The sequence below is a fragment of the Clostridia bacterium genome (genome assembly GCA_036654455.1).
Classification (GTDB): domain Bacteria; phylum Bacillota; class Clostridia; order Christensenellales; family CAG-314; genus JAVVRZ01.
The window spans coordinates 292,506-315,452 of the sequence record JAVVRZ010000002.1; the positions used below are offsets into that span (position 1 = coordinate 292,506).

The window sequence follows — 22,947 nt, forward strand, 5'->3', positions numbered from 1 at the left end:
CCGCTAATTTTTTTTATAACGCCTTGTTTATATTGTCGTATAGGTTAGTTTTGATGTGGTTTATTTTTGCTTAAACCTTACGCCTCTTAGCCAACTTTTTAATGTATATTTTATCTAAGCAAGACCTACTTTACAAATTTATTATTTTAACACAATAGAACTAATCAACTTTATTTATAATGATTTAAGTATTTCTTCCCTTTGTCGTTCATAGTCGGGGCTATCTTTATTTGACAATAATTCTACTATTTTTTGTTGTTTTTCTCGGTTGAGTTTAAATTTGCTAGCTATAATTATTCCAAAGATAATTATAATTAGCGGAATTATTACAATGGTAAGTAGTAGAGCAACTTGCGCCGAATGTTGTTGAATCAAGGGGCTAAGCTGTACGTTTCCGCCAGAAATTATCACACGGAAATTGTCAAGCGCCATACCTAGTTTTTCTACCGCAAGAAGGTCGTTTGTAAGGTAGCTATTGTACTCTGCAAGCGTTACGTATTGCGTCGGCGTATATTTACATAGTCCAAGCGCAATAGGCGGTAGAGCTAGCCCAAGCGCCTGCGCAACGGTATTGAGAAAGTTTGTAAGCCCCGAGAAACTCCCCTCGGTGCGCTTACCAAAACATAATTCGCCTACGTTGCACACGTCGCCGAAAGAAGAATGAGGCACAAATACGCAAGCGCCCAGCCCATAACCAATGCAAAATGCAAGTATCATAATGACTAAGTCGCTTGCGCCCGACACGCTGGTAAAGTGGTAATTAATGCCACCGCTATTGTTTATTGTTTGCGTAACCGTAGGGGCAAGACTTTCAGTAGGCAGTAATAGTAGCGACAACGTAAAGGTCGCCCAAATAATCGCACCAACTATATAAGTCGTTCTCTTGCCAAATCTCTTAATTAACATAAGGTTAACGGGTAAAGCGATTATTTGCGATAGAAACATTATAACCGCCGAAATTGTTGCGATAGGGAATCTACTTGCCGTATCTAATGCGCCAAGCGTTTGCGAAGTAATTGCATAATAAGTATATTTTCTTAAATAGAAGTCGCAAAACACAAAGAAGAAACTACTCATTACCGCCATAGCCATACTCGTACACATTTGCATACCCAAATATTGACGGTAAGTCTTTAATTTTAGAGGTTTAAAAAATTCTTTTAAGCTTAATTTTTGTTTAACGGGCAAAGTGCGGACTTGTTCTTTGGCAAATAAAGCCGTTACAATTACCGATACGGCAAAGATTGCGCCAAAAATTATAGCCATATAGATATAGCCAAGACCATTGTCCGCCTTGCTAGGCGAAGCTATCATACTAGGGACGGCTACGCAAATTAGCGAACTAAGTATAGAAAAGGCTATTCTAACCGCATTTACCTTGTTGCGTTGGTTGTAATCGTCGGTCATTTCGCTACCAAGCGAAAAATATGGTATAAGAATAAATGATTGAGCCGTAGAGTATAGCATATATACAACAATGACAAATATAATTTTTACCAGTTGACTTGTAAACAGCATATTCCAGGGGAAAAAGAGCAGTACAAAGGCTACAAACATTATAGGGGCGGATATTAGCATAAAGAAGCGTCTTTTTCCAAATTTGCTATTTGAGTTTCTTGCGTCGGTTATTTTGCCGATAAAGGGGTCAATCAACCCGTCCCAAAATTTTGAAATAAACAATATAGGGCTTACAAATAAGGGGTTGATGCCTACTACGAGGGTAAGAAAGGGGAAAAATAAGAAATTTATTATGTTGAAACTTCCTCCGCCAAATATATCGGCGGAAGCAAACGCAAGTTTTTGACCAAGAGATACCTTTGCAGTTTGAGATTGCCCCATTTTTTCTCCTTGTTGACGCAAATATAATATTTTTAACGATTGATATTTTTTGTCAGCGAACAATTATAAGTGTTATATTGATAATTTTATCTTGTTGATTAATGTGTAGGCGTTTTTCGCTAGCGTAATTTTAGGCAAATAAGCTTTAAGTTGTTTTGATTAATAAGAAAAAGTCCTAAGTAACACCTTTGACTATTAGCTTAGGACGAATATACGCTTATACGTTAAACCTAAATAAGACGACGTCGCCATCTTTTATCACGTAGTCCTTGCCCTCGCTACGAACTTTGCCTTGCTCCCTTGCGTTATTGTAATTGCCACAATCTAGCAAGGTTTGATACGGGACAATTTCAGCTCGAATAAAGCCTTTTTCAAAGTCGGTGTGAATTTTGCCTGCGGCTTGCGGAGCTTTCGTACCTTCTTCGATAGTCCACGCTCTTGTTTCTTTTTCGCCTGCCGTAAGGTAAGATATTAGCCCAAGCAATTTATATGACTTTTCGATTAGCCTTTCAAGACCCCCCTTAGTTATGCCATAACTTTCAAGAAACATTTCTCGTTCTTCCTTGCTAAGGTGTTGCAATTCTTCTTCAACTTTTGCGCATAGCGTTATAACTTCTTCGCCGTCTACGCTTGCTTTAAGTTGGTCTACTAGCGGACAATCTTGTCCTAAGTCGTCTTCGCCTATATTTGCGACATATATTACCGGCTTTGCAGTAAGAAGTAACAAATCTTGCGATATTTCTTTTTCTTGTTCGTCAAGGTCAAGAGTACGAGCAAGTTTGCCTTGCGTTAAGTGGTCGAGCAACTTCTGGTAGGTTTCTATCATTTGTTGATATTTCTTTTCGCCCGACTTTGCCATTACTTTGGCTTTGTCTAACCTAGAATTTAGCGTGTCGATGTCGGCAAATATTAGTTCGAGGTTGATTGTTTCTACATCGCTACTAGGGTTGACGACGGCGTCAACGTGAACTACGTTAGGGTCGTTAAAACATCTTACTACGTGAACGATAGCGTCGACTTCTCTAATATGGGACAAGAATTTGTTGCCTAGCCCTTCGCCCTTGCTTGCGCCCTTGACTAGCCCGGCTATATCTACAAATTTAACCGTAGCGGGCGTAATTTTTTTACTTGCGTAAAGGTTTGCTAATTTATCTAGTCTTTCGTCGGGGACGGCGACTACGCCTACGTTTGCCTCGATTGTGCAGAATGGATAGTTTGCGCATTCTGCCCCCGCCTTAGTTATGGCGTTAAATAGTGTGCTTTTACCTACGTTAGGTAGCCCAACAACCCCTAATTTCATTTTTACGTTCTCCAATTAATAAATATTGTTCTAAAAAAATTGCTTTTGTGTTATAATTATACAGTAGATTTCTAGGTTTGTAAATATAAAGGGGTGAAAAATAATGAATATTTGGGAGAGCGTATTTTTAGGCGCTTTACAAGGGTTAACCGAATTTTTGCCAATTTCTTCTAGCGGACATTTAATACTTGCCGGACAATTATTTAATATTCCAAATGATTTATTTTTTAACGTTTTTTTGCACGTGGGGACTTTGCTTTCGGTAGTTATTATTTTACGCAAGAAGATTTTTTTATTGTTTACTAAGGCGTATAGAAAGGTCTTTCTTATGTTGGTTTTAGCCACTATTCCTACTGTTGCCATAGCTTTGCTTGTAAAGATATTCGTACCCGAAGAAATTTTAGACTCTCTACTGCCGATAGGCTTTGCGCTTACCATATTTGTTTTGCTGGCAAACCACTTTTTTTCTAAGGGCGATTTACCGTTAGAGAGTAGATTTTTGCCTCCAATTATTACCGGCGTTGTGCAGGGAATAGCCGTTTTGCCCGGTCTATCTCGTAGCGGTAGCACCATAGCCACGCTTTCGTTGTTTGGGGTAAATAGGGTTCAAGCCGTAGATTTTAGTTTTTTAATGTCTATTCCAATTATTTGCGGTTCTGCGCTTGTCGAAGGGTACGAAGCTATTAAGACTCCGGTTGACGTCAGTTGGTATTGCGTTGTAATCGGTATTGTAGTCGCTTTTCTTGTAGGTTGCCTGTCTATAAGGGTAGTAAGTAAGCTTGCTTCTACTAAGAAACTTGTATATTTTGCAATTTATTTAGTTCTACCGCTTATTACAAGTTTAATATTGCTGTAATTTTTAAATAAGTTAAAGGGCTTAAAATTAGTTTTAAGCCCTTTTTTAGTTAAAGAATTAAGTTTTGCGTAACTAACAATAAATATAACTAACAATAAATATATCAAAAAATAAATATAATTTTTAACAATAATTTTTATTTAACAAAGAGAACATTTTTTGTTCTTGTTATATATCTACGTATCCGCCTTTTGCCATAGTTCTACTAAATAGAGCGAAGAATTCTCTTTCGCCCGTACTGCCGAGAGTTATCGGGGTTGCTTGAACAAGGTAGCCCGAGTCGGTAAACCAACCGCCGAAAGTATAGCCAAACTTACTTGCGGTAAATAGATTTATTGTAGGCGTAGCGACGGTGTAATTAGGCGGATTAAGACCGTCGTGTTGTCCGCCGTCTAGGTGGTAGGTAATTGCGTAAGTTATTATGTTCCATTTTGCGTAAATTGTGACGTTAGCTGTAATTGCCGAACCTGCAACTGCTAAATTAGCAGTAGCGGGTTCGGTATACCAACCGGCAAAAGCAAAGCCTTGCTTAGTAGGAGTTGGCAAAGGGTTAGGTAGAGCGGTTACTCCTGTTAAACTTGTTACGGCGCTACCGCCGTTAGAATTGTAGTCTACTGAGTATCCGCTAGGAATTGCCGTCCATTTTGCATTAATTATAACTTGGTCGTTAGAATTTCCTAATGGTATTAATGGTTCGCCGTTTGCAACTGGGGTTGTAAATGCGCTATCGGCATACCAACCGGCAAAAGTATAGCCGGGCTTAGTTGGCGGTTGCGAAGGTAGGTTAAGATTATAATTATCGGTAGTGTCAATGTTACCTTTATCGCCATTTGTATAAGTACCGCCGTTAAGTTCGGCTACTACCATATAACCACCGCCTAAAAATACATTTTTAAGTATTGCTACGGCCTTGCCGGAACTATCGGTAAAAGTTTGTTTGTTAAGTCCCGTCCTCGTTATATTAAGTCCTATTATTTTAAAGTATCTGGTAATATAATCATTAAATGTAGAATTAAAAGACGCATCAAATGAAAAATCTGGCGCAGGAGTGAAAGCACTAAGAAAGGCTAACATTTCGTCTAATACAGGTTTACACTGATTACATGTAGCTTCCGTCATATCCATAGCGAAAAACCAATTCTCCTGCATAGTTATTGATTCAGCAGAACGAATAGTTGACCGAGTGGTAATTATATGCGTTTTTGGAATATTGTTTGTAAAGTAGCTAATTATAAGTCTTTCATAAGCATTGATTTCTCCGGATTGCGGATAGGCAAATAATTGTAAATTTGTAAACATTATGCTGTAATCTCCAATATTTCGTATGTCAAGTCAAGCGTAGGCGCAACGTTACTTGTAAGCTCTAAGACAAAACTTCCAACATATACGGTAGGAATTTTGCTTACTAAGTTAGTAAGCGCAGTTAGAGTTTCTTTGTTAGAAGGATATATTTTTACATAAGCGTTTGCGGTAATTAGATTGTCGCTAACGCTAGCTAGGTAAGGGCTTGCCGTCCCGGTAAGGCTGACCCTGACTTGTTTTATGGTTACGCCGACATTACCTTTTTCGCCCTGTATACCCTGAACCCCCTGTATACCCTGAACCCCTTGTGCGCCTTGTATTCCGCTGTCGCCTCTGTCGCCCTTTTCACCCCGAACGCCTTGTATGCCTTGTATACCTTGTATTCCTCTGTCGCCCTTTTCGCCTTGTATTCCTTGTATACCCTGTATACCCTTTTCGCCCTGTATGCCTTGTATTCCTCTGTCACCTTTGTCACCTTTCTCGCCCTTTGCTCCGGTATACATTCCCGTAGCTTTATCTGCTATAAGTTGAGTTGCGGTGTCGTTACAATTTTTGATAGCGGTTTGGGTATCTGCAATTTGCAAGAACATTTTTGCGATAATGTCGTTATTTACCGTAGTGTTCAAGTTTGCTGAGACCGATTCTTTTACTTCAAGCGAACAAGTTAAATCGCTTTTAAGTACAATTTTTGAGTTTGTAGCCTCCCTAGCTACAAGTTGAATATAGACGTTTCCCCTCCTTGCAATACAATTTTCAAGGTCGTAATAAAGCACCGAAGTGTATTGAGCGTCGGCGATACTAAGTAATTGCGGACTTACAAATCTACTTTTGCCATTAAAAAATTCTAAATTGTAATTGTAGTTTGCAAGTGTGGCAGGCACAATTACCTTTAACCTTGTAGTAAGATTGTCGCCTTCGCTTATGTACATTTTGCTTAGAGCGACTAATTCACGGTTTTCTGTAAACCGTAGGTAGTAGTTAACTATTGCCATTTTCTTCTCCTTTTTCAAAAGGTAAGATATATTCTTGTCTATATATTATAAAGCTTACTGTCAATATTTTTAATCAAGTTCTTCCAACTTAATTATTATTTGATTGCTTTTTGTCAATAATTAAATTAGGAGGTACTAAGTATGAAGTGTAAACGCTGTAAAAAACCTATTGAAACAAACAAGGCTGTAATATGTCCTAATTGTAGGCAAGTAGTTTGTATGGACTGTTATCAAAAAGACGGCTATACGTGTAGCAAATGTAAGGGAGAATATAAATATTTCAATTAGTATATTTTGAACGTAGTTATTGCTAAATATGACTTTTTTTGATATAATATTTTTATGTTAGAAAAGCTTAAATTACTTAACAATCAACCCGTTGTCCTTGCCGTTTCGGGCGGAATAGACTCTATGGTAATGCTTGACATCTTTATCAAGCATTACAAGGGCGACTTTTGCGTTGCAACGGTAAATCACAATATTCGCCAAACAGCCAAACAAGATTGCTTGTTTGTCGCCGACTTTTGCAAGCGTTATAGCGTAGAATGTAATATTCTTTGCGTCGACGTACCTAGCCATCAACAAAAAAACCACCTTTCGCAAGAAACTTCGGCAAGGCTACTTAGGCACGATGTTTTAGAAAAATTTGCCGACGGAAAAATAATTTGTCTTGCTCATAACAAAAATGACAACGCCGAAACTATACTTATGCACTTACTTAGGGGTAGCGGAGCAAAAGGCGCTTTGGGTATTATAGACACGCCTCGTCTTTTTAGACCCTTAATTGATTGTTCAAGACAACAAATCGAACAATACGCAAAAGAGAACTCCGTTTCTTACGTAATAGACCACACTAACGACGATATAACTTACACTCGCAACTTTGTTCGCAAGGTTATTTTGCCCGATTGCAAAAAAGTTAACGCAAATTATCTTGACAATATAATAAATTTTTCTAAGTTAATTTCCGCCGACCAAGTTTATCTTATACGGCAAGCGAACGAATTGCTGAATATTTATTCGGTCGAAGTCGACAACAAAACTGCCATTATACCGCTACAACTTTTTGAGTGTCCTTTGCCTCTTGTCAGCCGAGCCATTTTTATAATTTTTAGCAAATTAGGGGTAAATGTTGATATCGAACAAGTTCATATTAAAGATATTTGTAGCCTAAGCGACAAAATTGTTGGTAAAAGTTTAAATTTACCCTTTGACTTTATAGCGTATAGGGATTACAATAGTATAAATATTTCTAGCGTAGGTCTTTCTAGCAATGCCCAAGAAGTTATACAAAGTTGCCCGTTTAGCGTTGGCGATACTACGATTGCAAATCGTGTAGTAACCGTAAGCAAGGTTGTGTCGGGCAATAAAATAGACTTAAACAAAGTTCCGCCAACCGCAGTTTTTAGAACAAGGCGTCAAGGCGACAAATTTGCCAAGTTTGGGGGCGGTACGGTAAGTTTAAGCGACTATCTTACGGATATTAAAATTCCGCTTAAAGACAGGGATAAGCTTGTTGTTCTTGCAAACGGGCAAGATATACTGGCAATAGTTGGCGTAGAAATCAGTCGTACCATTAAAGTCGACGACGATTCCAACGTATATTACATTAATTACAAATAGGAGAAATAACAAATGCAATGTAAAGATGTTAAAGAGGTACTTATTACAAAAGAACAGTTAGAGCAAAGAGTAACCGAGTTAGGCGCAATGATTACCAAAGATTACAAAGGCAAAGACCCCTTAATTGTTGGCGTACTTAAAGGCAGTTGGATATTCTTTGCAGATTTAATTCGTAAAATAGAACTAGGTTGTACGGTTGACTTTATCGACATAAGCACTTATGGTTCTAGCACTCGCAGTAGTGGCGAAGTAAGATTTAACAAGGACTTTGACAACTCCGTCGACGGCAAAGATATTATAATGGTCGAAGATATAATCGATACCGGCGTAACTATGAATTTTATAGTCAATTTGTTAAAGACAAGGGGCGCAAATAGCGTGCGTATAGCAAGCTTGCTCAGCAAACCCTCTCGTAGAAAAATTGATATTACCATTGATTATCTTGGTTTTGACATTCCCGACGAATTTGTAATTGGTTACGGACTTGACTATGCCGAAAAGTACAGAGGGCTTGACTTTATAGGTATTTTGCACGAGAATTGCTATAAATAAACGATAATTACATATTTTTTAAATAGCTAAAAAGTATATTTTTAATAGCTTTTTGGCTTGCTAAAAAAGGTGTTGACAAATTGTTTACTATATAATATAATTTTATTAACAACCTATCACGAGTGTTGGAGGGAACGGACCCGTTGAATACACAGCAACCTTACTTATGTTTAAGGTGCTAAATTCCGCAGGGAAACCTGAAAGATAGGGCAACAAATTTAACTTTATTGTTGTCTTTTCCTTTTTGGGCTAGACAACTTTTTTTGTGAGGATAAAATGGATAAAAAATTATTTACCAGCGAAAGCGTCACCGAAGGACACCCCGACAAAATTTGCGACCAAATTAGCGACGCTATTTTAGACGCAATTTTAGAAAAAGACAGTTCGGCAAGAGTAGCTTGCGAAACCGTCGTTTGTTGTGGCACAACTTTTATTATGGGTGAAATTACTACTAATTGCTATGTAGACATTCAATCGATAGCTCGTCAAACTATCGCCGACATCGGCTACACTAGGGCTAAGTTTGGTTTCGACGCTTCTACTTGCGCCGTGCTTACAAGCATTACCGAACAATCGCCCGATATTGCCTTAGGCGTTGACCGTCTAGGCGCAGGCGACCAAGGTATGATGTTTGGTTATGCGTGTAACGAAACGCCCGAACTTATGCCTATGCCTATTATGCTGTCGCATAAGATTGCTCGTAGACTTGCGACCGTACGCAAAGAAGGTATTTTAAGTTATTTAAGACCGGACGGCAAATGTCAAGTTACGGTAGAATATGACGGCGACACTCCAATTAGAGTCGACGCCGTAGTTGTTTCGGCTCAACACGCCCCCGACGTAAGCCAAGCTCGTATTCGTCAAGACATTATCGAGAATGTAATTAAGGTTGTAATTCCCAGTAATCTTCTCGACAAAGACACCAAGTTTTTTGTAAACCCAACCGGCAAATTTGTCGTAGGCGGGCCAAGCGGAGACTCCGGACTTACGGGTAGAAAGATCATTGTCGACACTTACGGCAGTAGTTGCCCTCACGGTGGCGGTTCTTTTTCAGGTAAAGACCCTAGTAAGGTTGACCGTTCGGCAACCTATATGGCTCGCTATATTTGCAAAAATTTAGTAGCCTCTAAATTAGCTAGCAAGGTTCAACTACAAGTATGTTACTGTATCGGCGTAGCCGAACCTGTTTCTATCGACGTTGAAACTTTTGGAACTTCCAAACTAAGCAAACAAGAATTAACCGACATTGTCCGCAAAGAATTTGACTTAACACCGCAAGGCATAATTAATAAACTTGATTTACGTAGGCCTATTTATAAAAAGACGGCTACTTACGGCGCATTTGGCAGAGAAGATTGTTCGTGGGAGCAAACCGATATGGCTCAAAAATTAAGCAAATATTTAAGGTAATTAATGGAAATTCAAGGCGTAGTCAGCGACATTATTTTTTATAATCAGCAAAACGGCTATTCGGTAATTTCGGTTAAAGCAAGCGACAAAGAATATACTTGCGTAGGCAATCTCCCGGTTATATCTAAGGGAGAGCAACTTGTTTTAAGCGGTTACCTAACTACGCACTCGCAATATGGCGAGCAATTTGTCGTGCAAAACTTTACTATAAGGGCTCCGCAAAGTCAAGAGGGCATTATTAAATATTTGTCAAGCGGATTAATTAAAGGCATAGGCGAAGCTACTGCGAAAAAAATTTACGACGCTTTTGGCGTAAATACTTTGGAAATAATAGAAAAAGAGCCAGCTTTACTTGCTAATATCAAAGGCATTAGCGTAAATAAAGCAAATGATATCGCAAGCAGTTACAAGAGTATTGTAACTATGCAACAGCAAATAATGTTTTTGCAACAATACAACATTACTATAAATACGGCGGTAAAAATTTATAACGTTTATCAAGACGCAACTAAAAGCGTAGTCAGTCAAAATCCTTATAAATTAATCGACGATATTGACGGTATCGGTTTTATTTCTGCCGATAGAATAGCCCACAATATGGGCATAGACTATGATTCGCCCTTTCGTTTGCGTGCGGGAATAATCTATTGCCTTAAAGAAAGCGCCGAAAAACTCGGCAATACTTTTATATCAAAAGACGACTTAACAAGCAAGGTTTCTAATTTGCTTGAACTTGATTTGTTAGATAAATACGCTTCGGTCTATGACGAGATTATAGGCAGGCTTACGCTTGACGTTACGATTAGAGTATTTGACATAGGTTTGACAAGTTGCGTGTCGCTCTCTAAGTATTACAATATGGAAAAAGCTATCTCGGCAAAATTAATTCAAATTAAGAATCAATCAATAGACGTTCAAGGCGATTTTTCTTCTTTAATTGCCGAATTTGAGCGTATTAATAATATTAAATTGCACAATAGTCAAAAAGAAGCCATAATTAGCTCGCTTACTAATGGCGTAACTGTAATTACAGGCGGACCGGGAACGGGCAAAACCACAATTATTAAGTGCATAACGCATATTTATTCGACTTTTGGCAAAAAAATAGAGCTCACTAGTCCAACGGGCAGAGCCAGCAAACGGCTTGCGCTTTCAACGGGCAAAGAGGCTAAGACCATTCACCGCTTGTTGGGCGCAGGTTACTCTAATGGCAAGATGGGCTTTCTTTACGACCAATACAATCCGCTTCAAGCCGACGTAGTAATCGTAGACGAGGTGTCAATGGTTGATGTTTCTATCGCTTACAGCTTGTTTAAGGCGCTAGATTCCTCTACACGGCTTATACTTGTAGGCGACAAAGACCAACTTCCCTCAGTTGGCGCAGGTAACGTGCTTTCCAATATTATTTCTAGCGGTGTAATAGACGTCAAATATCTAACTCATATTTATAGGCAGGAACAAGACAGTTTGATTATTAGCAACGCTCATTTAATCAATAATTGTAAAATGCCAATTTGCAACAACGCCAGTAAAGACTTCTTTATAATATCTAAAAATAGTCAAGACGAAGTTTTTGAAGAATGTATGCAACTTATTTCAAAGCGTTTGCCGACTTATAAGGGCGTAGAAGGCGGAGAAATTCAGCTTTTGGGCGCATTAAAGAGCGGAGTCGCCGGAGTTGACAATAGCAATAAATCATTGCAACGTTTGCTTAACCCCGCTTCTACAAGCAAACAAGAGATTAAATTAGGCGATACTACGTTTAGAGTTGGCGACCGAGTTATGCAAACTGTCAACGACTACTCGCTTGATTGGTATAAAAGTGGAATTTTCGGTTCGATAGAGTATGGGCAAGGCGTATTTAACGGCGATATCGGCGTAATTAATTCGGTAAATAAATCGAGTAACACCCTAGAAATTCTTTTTGACGACGGACGGACGGCTCAATATAATAACGTTGACTTATACAATTTAAGCCTAGCTTACGCTATGACAATTCATAAGAGTCAAGGTAGCGAGTTCGATTGCGTAGTTATACCCTTAGTATCCGGGCCTCCTACAATTCTCAACAAAAACTTGCTTTATACCGCAGTTACCAGGGCAAAAAAAGTGGTAGTATTAGTTTGCAACAAAAAGATTTTGTCAATGGTTGTGCACAACAATTATATAAGCGAGCGTACGACCCTACTAGATAAATTTTTAAACGAGGACTTTAAGAGATATGAAGGTATCGTTTAAGATTAAACAACAAATAGCTCAAACGCTAGGAAACTATGATTTTTGTTGTATTGGTTGCAGGCGAGATATTTTTGACGGCTTATATCTATGTAAAGATTGTTTGAAACTTCTCAGTTATAATAATGGCAAAACTTGCGACAATTGCGGTACGGCGATTTATGGAATAAGCAATTATTGTAGCAAATGCGGAAAAAGAGAATGTTATTTTAAGCGAGCGTATTCTCCGCTTATCTTTGAAGGCGAAGTTCAACGCCTTATGCACTCTTTTAAGTTTGGCGGTCGTTCAAGTTACGCTCTCCCTTTTGCCAAACTGTTAGCAGACTATTTTGCTTGCCTTAATCTAGATATCGACCTAGTTACATCTGTGCCGATGCACGAAATTGATAAAAAAGAGCGTGGATATAATCAATCTTATTTACTTGCGAGTAGTTTTTGTGATATACTAGGCTTGAAATATGTTCAAACTCTTGAAAAAATTAAACAAACTCAACCGCAAGAAAAGCTCAATTATGTAGAGCGTATGCGAAACCTCAACAACGCATTTCAACTAATTGACAAAAATATAATTAAAGATAAGAATATTTTGCTTATAGACGACGTGTTGACAACGGGCGCTACTGCAAACGAATGCTCTCGAATTTTTAGCAAAGCCAACGCAACTACCTATGTATTAACCCTTGCAAGTCGCAAGGAAACTATAAAAACGGAGTAAATAAAATGAACGAATTAGGCGGAGCAAATAAGAAACAACTTAAACTTTTATTCAAGCAAGTTAAAAAAATTGTCGAGCTAGCAGACAAATACAAGGCTATGAGCGACTTAGAGCTTTCTAACCAAACCCAAGCGTTAAAGCAACGTTTAAGCAAGGGAGAAACCGAAGACTCTATTCTAGTCGACGCATTTGCCGTTTGCAAAGAAGCAAGCGCAAGGGTGCTTAATATGCGTCACTTTGACGTTCAATTAGCCGGCGGAATAGCGCTACATCAAGGTCGAATTTGTCAAATGGCAACAGGCGAGGGCAAGACGCTAGTTGCGACTCTACCTGCTTATCTTAACGCTCTTTCGGGCAAGGGCGTGCATATTGTAACTGTCAACGATTACTTAGCTAAGCGTGACGCCGAGTGGATGGGCAAAGTTTATAAGTTTTTAGGTCTTACCGTCGGGGTAATTTACTCTAATCAACGCCACGAAGAAAAAATTAAAGCATATAATTGCGACATTACCTACGGCACAAACAACGAGTTTGGTTTTGACTATTTAAGAGACAATATGGCAACTTCGCTTGCCCAACGTGTTCAACGCCCCCTCAACTTTGTAATTGTCGACGAAGTTGACTCAATTCTAATCGACGAAGCTCGTACCCCTTTAATTATTTCGGGGCGTGCTAATAAATCGTCGGATATGTATGTTAAGGCAAATCGTTTTGTCAAGACACTACAAAAAGGCGTCGACTATGAGATAGACGAAAAAGATAAGGAAGCTCAACTTACCGACGAAGGCATAGCCAAAGCCGAAAAGTTCTTTGAAGTTTCTAACTTATCCAATATAGACAACACCGAGATTAACCACTTTATCAACAAAGCCTTAAAGGCTCACGCTATAATGAAGCGTGACAACAACTATATTGTCGAGGGCGGAAAAGTTATAATTGTCGACGAATTTACCGGTCGCAAAATGATAGGTCGTCGCTATTCGGCAGGGCTACACCAAGCAATCGAAGCCAAAGAGAACGTCGCAATTAAAGACGAAGACCGCACGCTTGCAACGATTACCTTCCAGAACTATTTTAGACTATATCGCACTTTGTCGGGTATGACAGGAACAGCCAAGACCGAAGAAGGCGAATTTAATTCGATATATAATTTGGACGTTATTGTAATACCTACTAATCTTCCCAATGCGCGCAAAGACTTCAACGACCAAATTTATTCTACTAGACAAGGCAAATTAAAGAGTTGCGTAGAAGAAATATACGCTCGTCACCAAAAAGGGCAACCATTGCTAATAGGTACTATTACGGTAGAAAAGAGCGAAGAGCTTTCGTCTATGCTTTCTAAACGAGGCGTTAAACATAATGTCTTAAACGCAAAGAATCACGCTCGTGAGGCTGAAATTGTCGCCCAAGCCGGTAGATTCGGTTCGGTTACAATAGCTACAAATATGGCAGGCAGAGGCACGGATATATTGCTAGGCGGTAATGCCGAATTTTTGGCTCGTCAAGAAATGGCTCGGCTAGGACACCCCGAAGAAGATATTGAAATAGCTACAAGCTACGCTGACGGCGACGAACACGCCCAAGAAGTTAAGGCTATATATAGAGATTTATACGCTAAATTTAAAGTCGAAACAGATATTGAGAAGTCTAAGGTTATCGAAGTCGGCGGTTTACACATAATCGGCACAGAACGCCACGACAGCAGACGTATCGACAACCAGTTGCGTGGCCGTGCAGGCAGACAAGGCGACGTAGGTTCGTCAGTATTTTACATTTCAGCCGAAGACGATATGATGCGTATCTTTGGAGGCGAAAAACTTAAAGCAATTCTTCAATTTATGCGTGTAGAAGAAGATCAACCAATAGAGGCTAAGGCATTGTCTAAACAAATAGAAGCGGCTCAAAGGCGTATCGAGGGCATACACTTTTCTTCAAGAAAGACAGTTTTGCGTTTTGACGACGTAAATAACGTTCAACGTAACACAATCTATCAAGAACGTAATAAAGTGTTAAACAATCTTGATATTCACGCCGAAATTCTTAAAATGACTCGCAGTTACGCAAGAAAAGCCTTAGAAGACGCTTGCGACGGCAACGAAAAAGTTCGCACGTGGAACGCAAGTCAAGTAAACGATATTTTAAAAACTAAATATTTTCCAGTCGACCAAGATTTTGTCGACGCCGATATGATTTACGGCTATTCCGCTCGTGAAATATTAGATAAGTTAACCAAACTTACCGCCGATATGTTAGAGCAACGAGCCGAGATATTAAAAGAGCAAGAGATTAACTTTTTCGACCTAGAACGTTACATTTTACTACGTGTAACCGACGAGAAGTGGATGGACCACTTAGACGCAATGGACGACCTTATGCAGGGCGTAGGGCTACAATCAATAGGCAGTCACGACCCCTTTGCAGTTTACAAAGAACAAGGTTTCAAGCTGTTTGAAGATTTAATGGACGACATACAATTCTCTACTGTAAGATATTTGTTATTTGCCCAAGTCGATAGGTTACAACGGCCTAAGTCCGTTCTTCAAAAAGCTAAAAAGGAACTTGCCGAAGGCGAAAAGCCAAATTTCAACGATTTATGTCCTTGCGGTAGTGGTTTAAAATATAAAAATTGTTGTGGTTTAGCCGAAGCGCAAAAAGCTAAGCAGGAATGGCGCAAGTCTAAACATAAGGAATAATCAAAGCGACCCTTACTTTAAAGATAGAAAGTAGGTAGCAAGCAATATATTTTACTAATAGGCTAATTACCCAGTAGCGGTTTATTTAGCGACAACTCTGCCAAATATTAGTAAGGCAAACAAATCATTTAAATTTTTAAACAAAAGGGGTGACGATAAGTGTTTATCATTGAAGATATTAAAAAATTTTGCAAAGATTTACTTAAAAAACTTAACGGCGTAGGTGATTCACTTTGACTTGCCAAATAAACATAAGCAACTCGAAGAACTTAAACTTTCTCAGCAATCGCCAACTTTTTGGGACGACGTAGATAAAGCTACTGCAATTTCTCAACAAGCTAAACAAATACAAGAGCAATTATTAACTTTTACAAATTTGCTCAAACACTTGCAATCAATCGCCGAATTGCTTACTCTTGTAGACGACCAGGCTACGCTACAAGAATTATCCGCCGAACTTGACCAGTGTTATAATTCGGTTCAACACTTAGAAGTGCAGACTCTTTTAAGCGGTGAGTATGACGCAAACGACGCAATTTGTACCTTACACGCAGGCGCAGGCGGTACGGAAGCGCAAGACTGGGTTGAGATGTTATTTCGTATGTACAGCCGTTACGTCGAACGAAGCGAGTTTAGTATGGTTGTATTAGATAGGCTTGACGGCGAAGAAGCCGGCATAAAGAGCATAACTTTCCAAGTGCAAGGTCCTTACGCTTACGGCTACCTTAAAGCCGAAAAAGGCGTGCATAGATTAGTTAGAATTTCGCCTTTCGATAGCAATAGTCGCAGGCATACTTCGTTTGCCTCGCTTGAAGTTATTCCTAAAATTAACGACGAACAAGAATTTCAAATAGACGAAAAAGAACTTCGCATTGATACTTACCGCAGTAGCGGAGCGGGCGGACAACACGTTAACAAGACAGATTCGGCAATAAGAATTACCCATATACCCACAAATATTGTTGTGGCTTGCCAAAACGAGCGTTCGCAGGTGCAAAATAGAGAAAAAGCAATGGAAATGCTTAAAGGAAAATTAATCGAACTTAAAGAACGGCTTAGAGAACAGCAACTTAGCTCGATTAAAGGCGAAGTTAAGCGTATTGAGTGGGGCAGTCAAATTCGCTCTTATGTCTTTATGCCCTACACCTTAGTTAAGGACCATCGCACAGGATACGAGAATACTAATATCAACCAAGTGATGGACGGGGATATTCAAGGCTTTATCGAAGATTATTTATATAAGGCGTACTAGACCTTTTAGGGGCAATTTGCTAAGGACATTTTAATGAATAAAGATTTAACAGTTTTAGGCATAGAGACTTCTTGCGACGAAACTTCGGCTTCGGTAGTCGTAAACGGCAGAAAAGTACTTTCTTGCGTAATTGAGTCGCAAATTAATATTCACCGCATTTTTGGCGGAGTCGTACCCGAAGTAGCTAGTAGAAATCACGTAGAAGCAATCGACCGAGTGGTTAAACTTGCTCTTAAAGAGGCAAATCTAACTCTACAAGACATAGACCTAATAGGCGTGACTTATGGCGCAGGCTTAGTAGGCGCTTTGCTTGTCGGCGTTTCTTACGCTAAGAGTTTGTCGCAAGCAAGCAATATTCCATTAATTGCAGTTAATCATATCGAAGGGCATTGTTGCGCAAATTACATTACGCATAGCGAGCTTACTCCGCCTTTTATTAGTCTAATGGTTTCGGGCGGACATACGGCGATAAGTCTTGTTGAAGATTATTTAACTTATACAACGCTTAGTTCAACCGTAGACGACGCAATAGGCGAAGCGTTTGACAAGGTCGCAAGGCTACTAGGGTTGCCTTATCCGGGCGGGCCGGAGATAGATAGGCTTGCTAAGCTAGGTTCAAATGTTCTACCTTTTCCAAGTATTTTACTTAGTAACTTTAACTTTTCTTACAGCGGTATCAAGACTGCCGTAGCTAACTATATAAATAATTCCTTGTCAAGGGGCTTAGAGCCTTCTAGCCAAGACATTTGCGCCAGTTTTACTTTTAACGCAATTGACGGGCTAATTACTGCGGTAACCCACTTTGCAAAACTTTATAATTTAAACAAAATCGCTTTTTCGGGCGGTGTTTCGGCAAATAGTTATTTAAGAAGTCGGGCGCAAGAGCTAGCTAAACAAGGCTATTTAATCTATCTACCCGAATTAAAATATTGTACCGATAACGGCGCAATGATAGCGTCAAGAGCCTACTTTCAATATGTCGCAGGCGGTCAAACAGCCGAGCTTACTTTAAACGCCGAGCCGACATTAAAGTTAAGGGGCGAGATAAGCAAAAAGATACAGCGTAATAAAATCTCCAAGTAAGCTCTTTTTGCATTAAAACAAAATAATTAAAATATATTTTAAGGAGTTATACTTATGAAAACATTTTTATTTGGTAACGCTAAGGGCAAGACGGAAATAATCGTGCGCATTGCAATTATGATGGCGCTAACCGTACTTATGCAATTTGTCACAGGCTTTGCCAAGATTCAATTACTTACGGGCAGTTTCGTCAACTTATTTTTATTTCTTTCTGTAATGCTTACAGGCTTAGTTGGAGGTTTATGCGTTGGCGTAGTTACGCCTTTTATTGCGCTTGCATTTGGTCTTAACCCCAACATCTTGCTTGTGCCTTTTATTGCGCTTGCTAACGGAATTATGACGGCGACATTTGCTCTTGTATGCAAATTATTAAAGGTCGAATCTCGTGAAATAGGTTGGCAGATTGCAATCGTAGCTTTGGCTATTGTTTTGGGCGCAACGCTAAAATTCTTATTTATGTACTTTGTTTGCGTAAAGCTAATTTTCCCGTTATTTATGGCTGATAAGATGTTGAAGGCTGTTTCGGTAGCCTTTGGCGTAACGCAACTATTTACGGCTTTAATAGGCGGACTAGTAGCTACTATGTTAGTCTATCCGTTAAAAAGAGCTAAGCTTTTATTTAGCCCGGCTCAACCCCAAGAGCAAAACTTATAATATTTAGGCAATTATTTAAATAACTAAATAAATCAATATATTTTACTAAAATACAAGCAACGCTAAAAAGGACGGCTAATGAGACAAATCTCAAATATCGAATGTATTAAGGCAAGTAGCGTTCAAGGGTTAACCGACAGTCAAGTTGCGCAAAGAGTAAGCGCAGGCGAAACAAACGTAGTTAAGCGGACTGTCGGCAAATCTTACTGGGCAATAATTGTTGACAATATCTTAACAATTTTTAATCTAATAGGGCTTATAGTTTTTATTCTTATGATTATTTCTAAGAATTGGGGTAACGCCTTTTTCTATGTAATAATTCTCGCTAATACTTTAATCGGCGTAGGTCAAGAAATTAAGGCAAAACTTGCGGTAAATAAGTTGTCTTTGCTTGTTTCGCCTACTATTACAGTGGTAAGAAACGGGCAAGAACAATTAATTTCCTTGTCTTCTCTTGTGCTTGACGACGTTATTGTTTTGTCGTCGGGCAAGCAAATACCAGCCGACTGCGTTGTAATTTCGGGTAGCGTCGAGGTTAACGAAGCTATGCTTACGGGCGAATCGCTACCTATTAGCAAAAGTATAGACGACTCTTTAATGTCGGGCAGTTTCATTATGGCAGGCGTTTGTCACGCAAGGGTCGAACACGTTGGCAAACATAATTATGTCGAACAACTTGCTAGTCAGGCAAAGAAATTTAAAAAAACTAAAAGCGAACTAATGGTTTCGATATCAAGAATTATTAAAGTAATAGCTATTCTAACTCCGCTTTTTGGAATAGGCACTTTTTTAGTATCTTATATTAAATTTGGCAATGCTTGGCAAGACGCTATTGCAGTAGCTAGCGGTTCGGTAATTGGTATGATTCCTGCCGGCATGGTATTGCTAACTTCGGTTACGCTTGCCGTTTCGGTTATAAAAATGGCGAGAAAGAAGGCGTGGGTTAAAGACCTATACAGTATAGAAACGCTTGCTAGGGTAAATTGTTTGTGTCTAGATAAGACCGGCACAATTACCGACGGAACAATGAGCGTCGAACAATTTATTCCTCTTGTAGATAACCCAAGTTTATTTAGCTATGTTTCTACCTTGCTTTCGGCTACAATGGACTCTAACGATACCGCAAAGGCTCTACGTAGACATTTTAACGATACGGCTTTGCCCTTTACTTCGGCAATGCCTTTTTCAAGCGACCGCAAATATTCTTCCGTTACGATTGAAGGCGTAGGTCAAGTGTTGTTAGGCGCTCCCGAGTTTATTTTACAAGATATTAGCGACGAACTCTCGTCTCAACTTGCTAGTTTTACTTCGCTAGGGTTGCGAGTCCTTGTCGTTGCAATCAAGCAAGATAATTCTAGTGAAGTTGCAGTTCAAGGGATAATTACTCTTTTGGACAATATTCGTCCCGACGCCCAAGAAATTATACAGTGGTTTTACGACAATTCGGTAGACGTTAAGATTATTTCGGGCGACAACGCTCAAACTGTTTCTATAATAGCCGGCAAGGTCGGCGTAGTAGGGGCGGAAAAGTATATTTCTCTTGACGGGTTGACCGATGCGGAAGTTTGTGATATGGCGACAAAATATACTGTTTTTGGTAGAGTTAAGCCTCACCAAAAAGCTTTGCTAATCTCAACTCTTAAAAAATTTGGATTGACCGTCGCAATGACAGGTGACGGCGTTAACGATATTTTGGCTATGAAACAAGCCGATTGCGCAATTTCAGTAGCAAGCGGTAGCGAAGCTTCGCATAGCGTTGCCCATATAATTTTAATGGACAATAAATTTTCCTCTTTGCCAAAAATTGTCAGCGAGGGTAGGCAAGTAGTTAATAATATTCAAAATAGTTCGGCGTTATTTTTAATGAAGACCGTAATGACGCTAATCGTTACGTTATTTACCCTTGTTTTGGGTATCAATTATCCGTTTGAACCAATGCACCTATACGTAGTAGACTTTTGCGTTATAGGTATTCCTGCATTTTTCCTAGCGCTAAGACCGAATAAGAACCTTATTCGGGGCAAATTTTTAACAAATACGCTGTATTCTACTCTTCCAAAGGGAATAGCTTTGGGGCTAAGCGTAATAGGCGTATATGCTTTTAACTTTATATTTAACTTTGACCACGATTCAATAACTACGACGGCTATGCTAGCTATGTCTTATTCGGGAGCGATAGGGTTGTTTGCTTTATGCCGTCCGTTTAACTTAGTCAATCTTGCCGTTGCGGTAATTAGTCTAGTTGCAATGACATTTTACTTTTTAGCGTTTGACTATGTATTTGAGAATTTTATCAAGGGCTTTGACGAAACTATGCTTTTTTATGTAGTATGTAGCGTATTAGTTTCGGCGGTAATAATTGTAGTAGGCAATATAGTAACCAAAAAATTAAAAAGAAGAGGTATGATACATGGAACAACTTAAATTTTTTAGACAACAAGTAGCAAAAATTAAAGCGTTAGAATTTTATAGTTTTCTTGAAGGTTGGGACGCTCAAACCGAAGCGCCTAAGGGTTGCTTCGAGCAACGCTCTAAGTATATTGGCATACTTACCGATATGCTTTATTCTTTAAGCGTAGACCCGGAATATGTTGACTGCGTAACTTACTTGTCAACTTGTGACGAACTTGACGACAACACTAAGCGTGAAGTTAAATTAGTAGCCAAAAATATAATAAATATGCAAAAATTGCCCAAAGACGAGTATATTCAATACGTTCAATCTTTAAGCGTAATACAGAGCAAATATTTCGAGTGTAAGACGGCAAACGACTATTTGACCTTTGCGCCTTACCTAGCTCAAATTTTTGATTGGCAAAAAAAGTATTGCAAGTACTTAGCTACCGATAAACTTAACGGTTACGACGTTTTGCTTAACGACTATGAAGAAGGGCTAACTCAAAAAGAATATGATGGTTTCTTTAACGCTTTAAAGACAAGACTTATTCCTTTTGTCAAAAAAGTTCTCGCCAAAAAAATTGACGCTAACACCGAATTTTTATACAAATCTTACCCAATAGATAAACAAAGGGAGTTTGTCGAATATATTCGCAAGGTTATGTGTTACGACCCTAATCACAGCGTAATAAAAGAAAGCGAACACCCTTTTACAAGCGGAGTAGATAGCGACGACGTAAGAGTAACCATTCACTACTATGAGAATAACTTTGTGTCTTCAATTTTTTCGGCAATTCACGAGATGGGACACGCAACTTATGAAAGGCAGGTTGACCCTAGTTTGATTGACACTTTGCTTAGCGGAGGTTCTTCAATGGGCGTCCACGAGTCGCAAAGTAGATTTTACGAGAATATTATCGGGCGTAGCGAAATTTTTTGGCAAACGCATTTTCCAAAGTTGAAGGAACTTTTTCCAACTCAACTTGCAAACGTTACGGCGCAAGATATGTTTAGGGGTGTAAATATAGCTAGCGCAAGTTTGATAAGAACTGAGGCGGACGAGCTAACCTATTGCTTACATATAATGTTGCGTTACGACTTAGAAAAGCTCTTGATAAATGGCGAACTTACAGTAGACGAATTACCTAAAATGTGGAATAGTCTGGTAAAAGAATACTTAGGCATTGAGGTAACAAGCGATAAAGAAGGCCTTCTTCAAGACGTTCACTGGCCATCGGGTTCGGTTGGCTATTTCCCAACCTACGCTTTGGGTTCGGCAATATCGGCTCAACTTTATCATAAAATGAGGCAAGAAATAGACGTAGACCAAGCTATCGCTTCGGGCAATCTTGCCGTAATTAACGCTTATTTAGCCGATAAAGTACATAAATTTGGTAAGTCAAGAAATACCGAAGAAATTTTGCTTTATGCAACCGAAGAAAAATTTAACCCTACGTACTTTATAGATTATTTAATTGAGAAGTATAGTAAAATTTATAATATTTAAATTAAAGAAATATAAATTATATTTAGTATGTTTAATAAAAAAAATAGAGCTTAGTTTAATATAAGCTCTATTTTTTAGACAGCTAATTTTTAAAAGTTACGTTTGATTATTTAGCCAATTCTTGTTTGTACGCTGAAATAATTATTTCGGATAATCCCTTGCGTGCATCAACCGTAATTGGGTGCGCTATGTCTTTGTATTCGCCGTCCTTTGCCTTTCTACTCGGCATAGCGACAAATAAATTCTCTTTGCCTTCGATTACCTTTATATCATGTATTACAAAGTAGTCTTCAATGGTAATAGATGCAACAGCTCTTAGCTTAGTATCCTCTTTGTCTACTATGCGTACTCTAACATCTGTAATTTTCATTTTTATCTCCTATACTTTTACTGTTAGTACATTATAAGAAAGTTTTTGTGATATTGCAATACTTTTTGTAAAAGTTTTTCATTTATTTGTAAAGTTTTTTCATATTTAGTCGATTTTTGAAGAATTTAAATAAAATATATCTTTTATACATACATAGCGGTTGC

General features: G+C 38.8%; 18 protein-coding genes and 1 riboswitch. Of the genes, 13 read left to right on the top strand and 5 right to left on the bottom strand.

Annotation, left to right across the window (positions count from 1 at the left end; all coding sequences use genetic code 11):
• Nucleotides 1-174: 174 nt before the first annotated feature.
• A complete protein-coding gene (locus RR062_03400) occupies nt 175-1,839 on the bottom strand; it encodes an MFS transporter (protein MEG2026757.1) in 1,665 nt (554 codons plus the stop codon).
• Nucleotides 1,840-2,056: 217 nt separating this feature from the next.
• Nucleotides 2,057-3,139, bottom strand: a complete 1,083-nt coding sequence (gene ychF, locus RR062_03405) for a redox-regulated ATPase YchF (GenBank protein ID MEG2026758.1) — start codon at nt 3,137-3,139, stop codon at nt 2,057-2,059.
• Nucleotides 3,140-3,242: 103 nt separating this feature from the next.
• On the opposite strand from ychF, the gene RR062_03410 reads away from it, so the two are divergent.
• Complete coding sequence (locus tag RR062_03410; protein MEG2026759.1) at nt 3,243-3,995, top strand: undecaprenyl-diphosphate phosphatase; 753 nt, start codon at nt 3,243-3,245, stop codon at nt 3,993-3,995.
• Between the two features lie 168 nt (nt 3,996-4,163).
• On the opposite strand, the gene RR062_03415 is transcribed toward RR062_03410, so the two are convergent.
• Both RR062_03415 and RR062_03420 read right to left on the bottom strand, forming a co-directional pair.
• Nucleotides 4,164-5,294, bottom strand: a complete 1,131-nt coding sequence (locus RR062_03415; GenBank protein MEG2026760.1) for an InlB B-repeat-containing protein — start codon at nt 5,292-5,294, stop codon at nt 4,164-4,166.
• The gene (locus RR062_03420) at nt 5,294-6,289 is read right to left on the bottom strand and encodes a hypothetical protein (protein ID MEG2026761.1); all 996 of its coding nucleotides are present in this window, start codon (nt 6,287-6,289) and stop codon (nt 5,294-5,296) included. The genes RR062_03415 and RR062_03420 overlap by 1 nt, the downstream gene beginning before the upstream one ends.
• A 141-nt stretch (nt 6,290-6,430) precedes the next feature.
• Here RR062_03420 and RR062_03425 point away from each other — a divergent pair, with 141 nt between their 5' ends.
• The 12 genes from RR062_03425 to RR062_03480 all read left to right on the top strand — a co-directional run bounded on the left by RR062_03425 (nt 6,431) and on the right by RR062_03480 (nt 22,413).
• Entirely contained in the window at nt 6,431-6,577 is a 147-nt protein-coding gene (locus RR062_03425) for a hypothetical protein (protein MEG2026762.1), read from the top strand.
• A gap of 54 nt (nt 6,578-6,631) precedes the next feature.
• The gene (tilS, locus tag RR062_03430; protein MEG2026763.1) at nt 6,632-7,912 is read left to right on the top strand and encodes a tRNA lysidine(34) synthetase TilS; all 1,281 of its coding nucleotides are present in this window, start codon (nt 6,632-6,634) and stop codon (nt 7,910-7,912) included.
• Nucleotides 7,913-7,924: 12 nt separating this feature from the next.
• Nucleotides 7,925-8,464 carry a hypoxanthine phosphoribosyltransferase gene (gene hpt, locus RR062_03435; protein MEG2026764.1) on the top strand — a complete coding sequence of 180 codons (540 nt, stop codon included), beginning with the start codon at nt 7,925-7,927 and terminating at the stop codon, nt 8,462-8,464.
• A gap of 110 nt (nt 8,465-8,574) precedes the next feature.
• Nucleotides 8,575-8,675, top strand: a riboswitch (SAM riboswitch).
• A gap of 65 nt (nt 8,676-8,740) precedes the next feature.
• Nucleotides 8,741-9,874, top strand: a complete 1,134-nt coding sequence (gene metK / locus RR062_03440; GenBank protein MEG2026765.1) for a methionine adenosyltransferase — start codon at nt 8,741-8,743, stop codon at nt 9,872-9,874.
• A 3-nt stretch (nt 9,875-9,877) separates the two neighbouring features.
• Nucleotides 9,878-12,112 (top strand): ATP-dependent RecD-like DNA helicase, encoded by a 2,235-nt coding sequence (locus RR062_03445; GenBank protein MEG2026766.1) that lies wholly within the window; start codon nt 9,878-9,880, stop codon nt 12,110-12,112.
• Nucleotides 12,096-12,824, top strand: coding sequence for a ComF family protein (locus tag RR062_03450; GenBank protein ID MEG2026767.1), 729 nt, complete (start codon nt 12,096-12,098; stop codon nt 12,822-12,824). The genes RR062_03445 and RR062_03450 overlap by 17 nt, the downstream gene beginning before the upstream one ends.
• 5 nt (nt 12,825-12,829) lie before the next feature.
• Nucleotides 12,830-15,520, top strand: coding sequence for a preprotein translocase subunit SecA (gene secA / locus RR062_03455; GenBank protein ID MEG2026768.1), 2,691 nt, complete (start codon nt 12,830-12,832; stop codon nt 15,518-15,520).
• Nucleotides 15,521-15,685: 165 nt separating this feature from the next.
• Nucleotides 15,686-16,772, top strand: a protein-coding gene (gene prfB / locus RR062_03460) for a peptide chain release factor 2 (GenBank protein MEG2026769.1) whose coding sequence is annotated in 2 segments (ribosomal slippage) — nt 15,686-15,754 and nt 15,756-16,772 — 1,086 coding nt in all. Because the reading frame shifts where the segments join, the coding sequence is not laid out codon by codon here.
• 33 nt (nt 16,773-16,805) lie between these two features.
• Entirely contained in the window at nt 16,806-17,855 is a 1,050-nt protein-coding gene (gene tsaD, locus RR062_03465) for a tRNA (adenosine(37)-N6)-threonylcarbamoyltransferase complex transferase subunit TsaD (GenBank protein MEG2026770.1), read from the top strand.
• A 54-nt stretch (nt 17,856-17,909) separates the two neighbouring features.
• The gene (locus RR062_03470) at nt 17,910-18,509 is read left to right on the top strand and encodes an ECF transporter S component (GenBank protein MEG2026771.1); all 600 of its coding nucleotides are present in this window, start codon (nt 17,910-17,912) and stop codon (nt 18,507-18,509) included.
• A gap of 78 nt (nt 18,510-18,587) precedes the next feature.
• On the top strand, nt 18,588-20,933 hold the full coding sequence (locus RR062_03475) for an HAD-IC family P-type ATPase (GenBank protein MEG2026772.1): 2,346 nt from the start codon (nt 18,588-18,590) through the stop codon (nt 20,931-20,933).
• A complete protein-coding gene (locus RR062_03480; protein ID MEG2026773.1) occupies nt 20,920-22,413 on the top strand; it encodes a carboxypeptidase M32 in 1,494 nt (497 codons plus the stop codon). The genes RR062_03475 and RR062_03480 overlap by 14 nt, the downstream gene beginning before the upstream one ends.
• Nucleotides 22,414-22,519: 106 nt before the next feature.
• Here RR062_03480 and spoVG read toward each other — a convergent pair whose 3' ends face one another.
• Nucleotides 22,520-22,783, bottom strand: coding sequence for a septation regulator SpoVG (spoVG, locus tag RR062_03485; GenBank protein ID MEG2026774.1), 264 nt, complete (start codon nt 22,781-22,783; stop codon nt 22,520-22,522).
• Nucleotides 22,784-22,947: the final 164 nt, after the last annotated feature.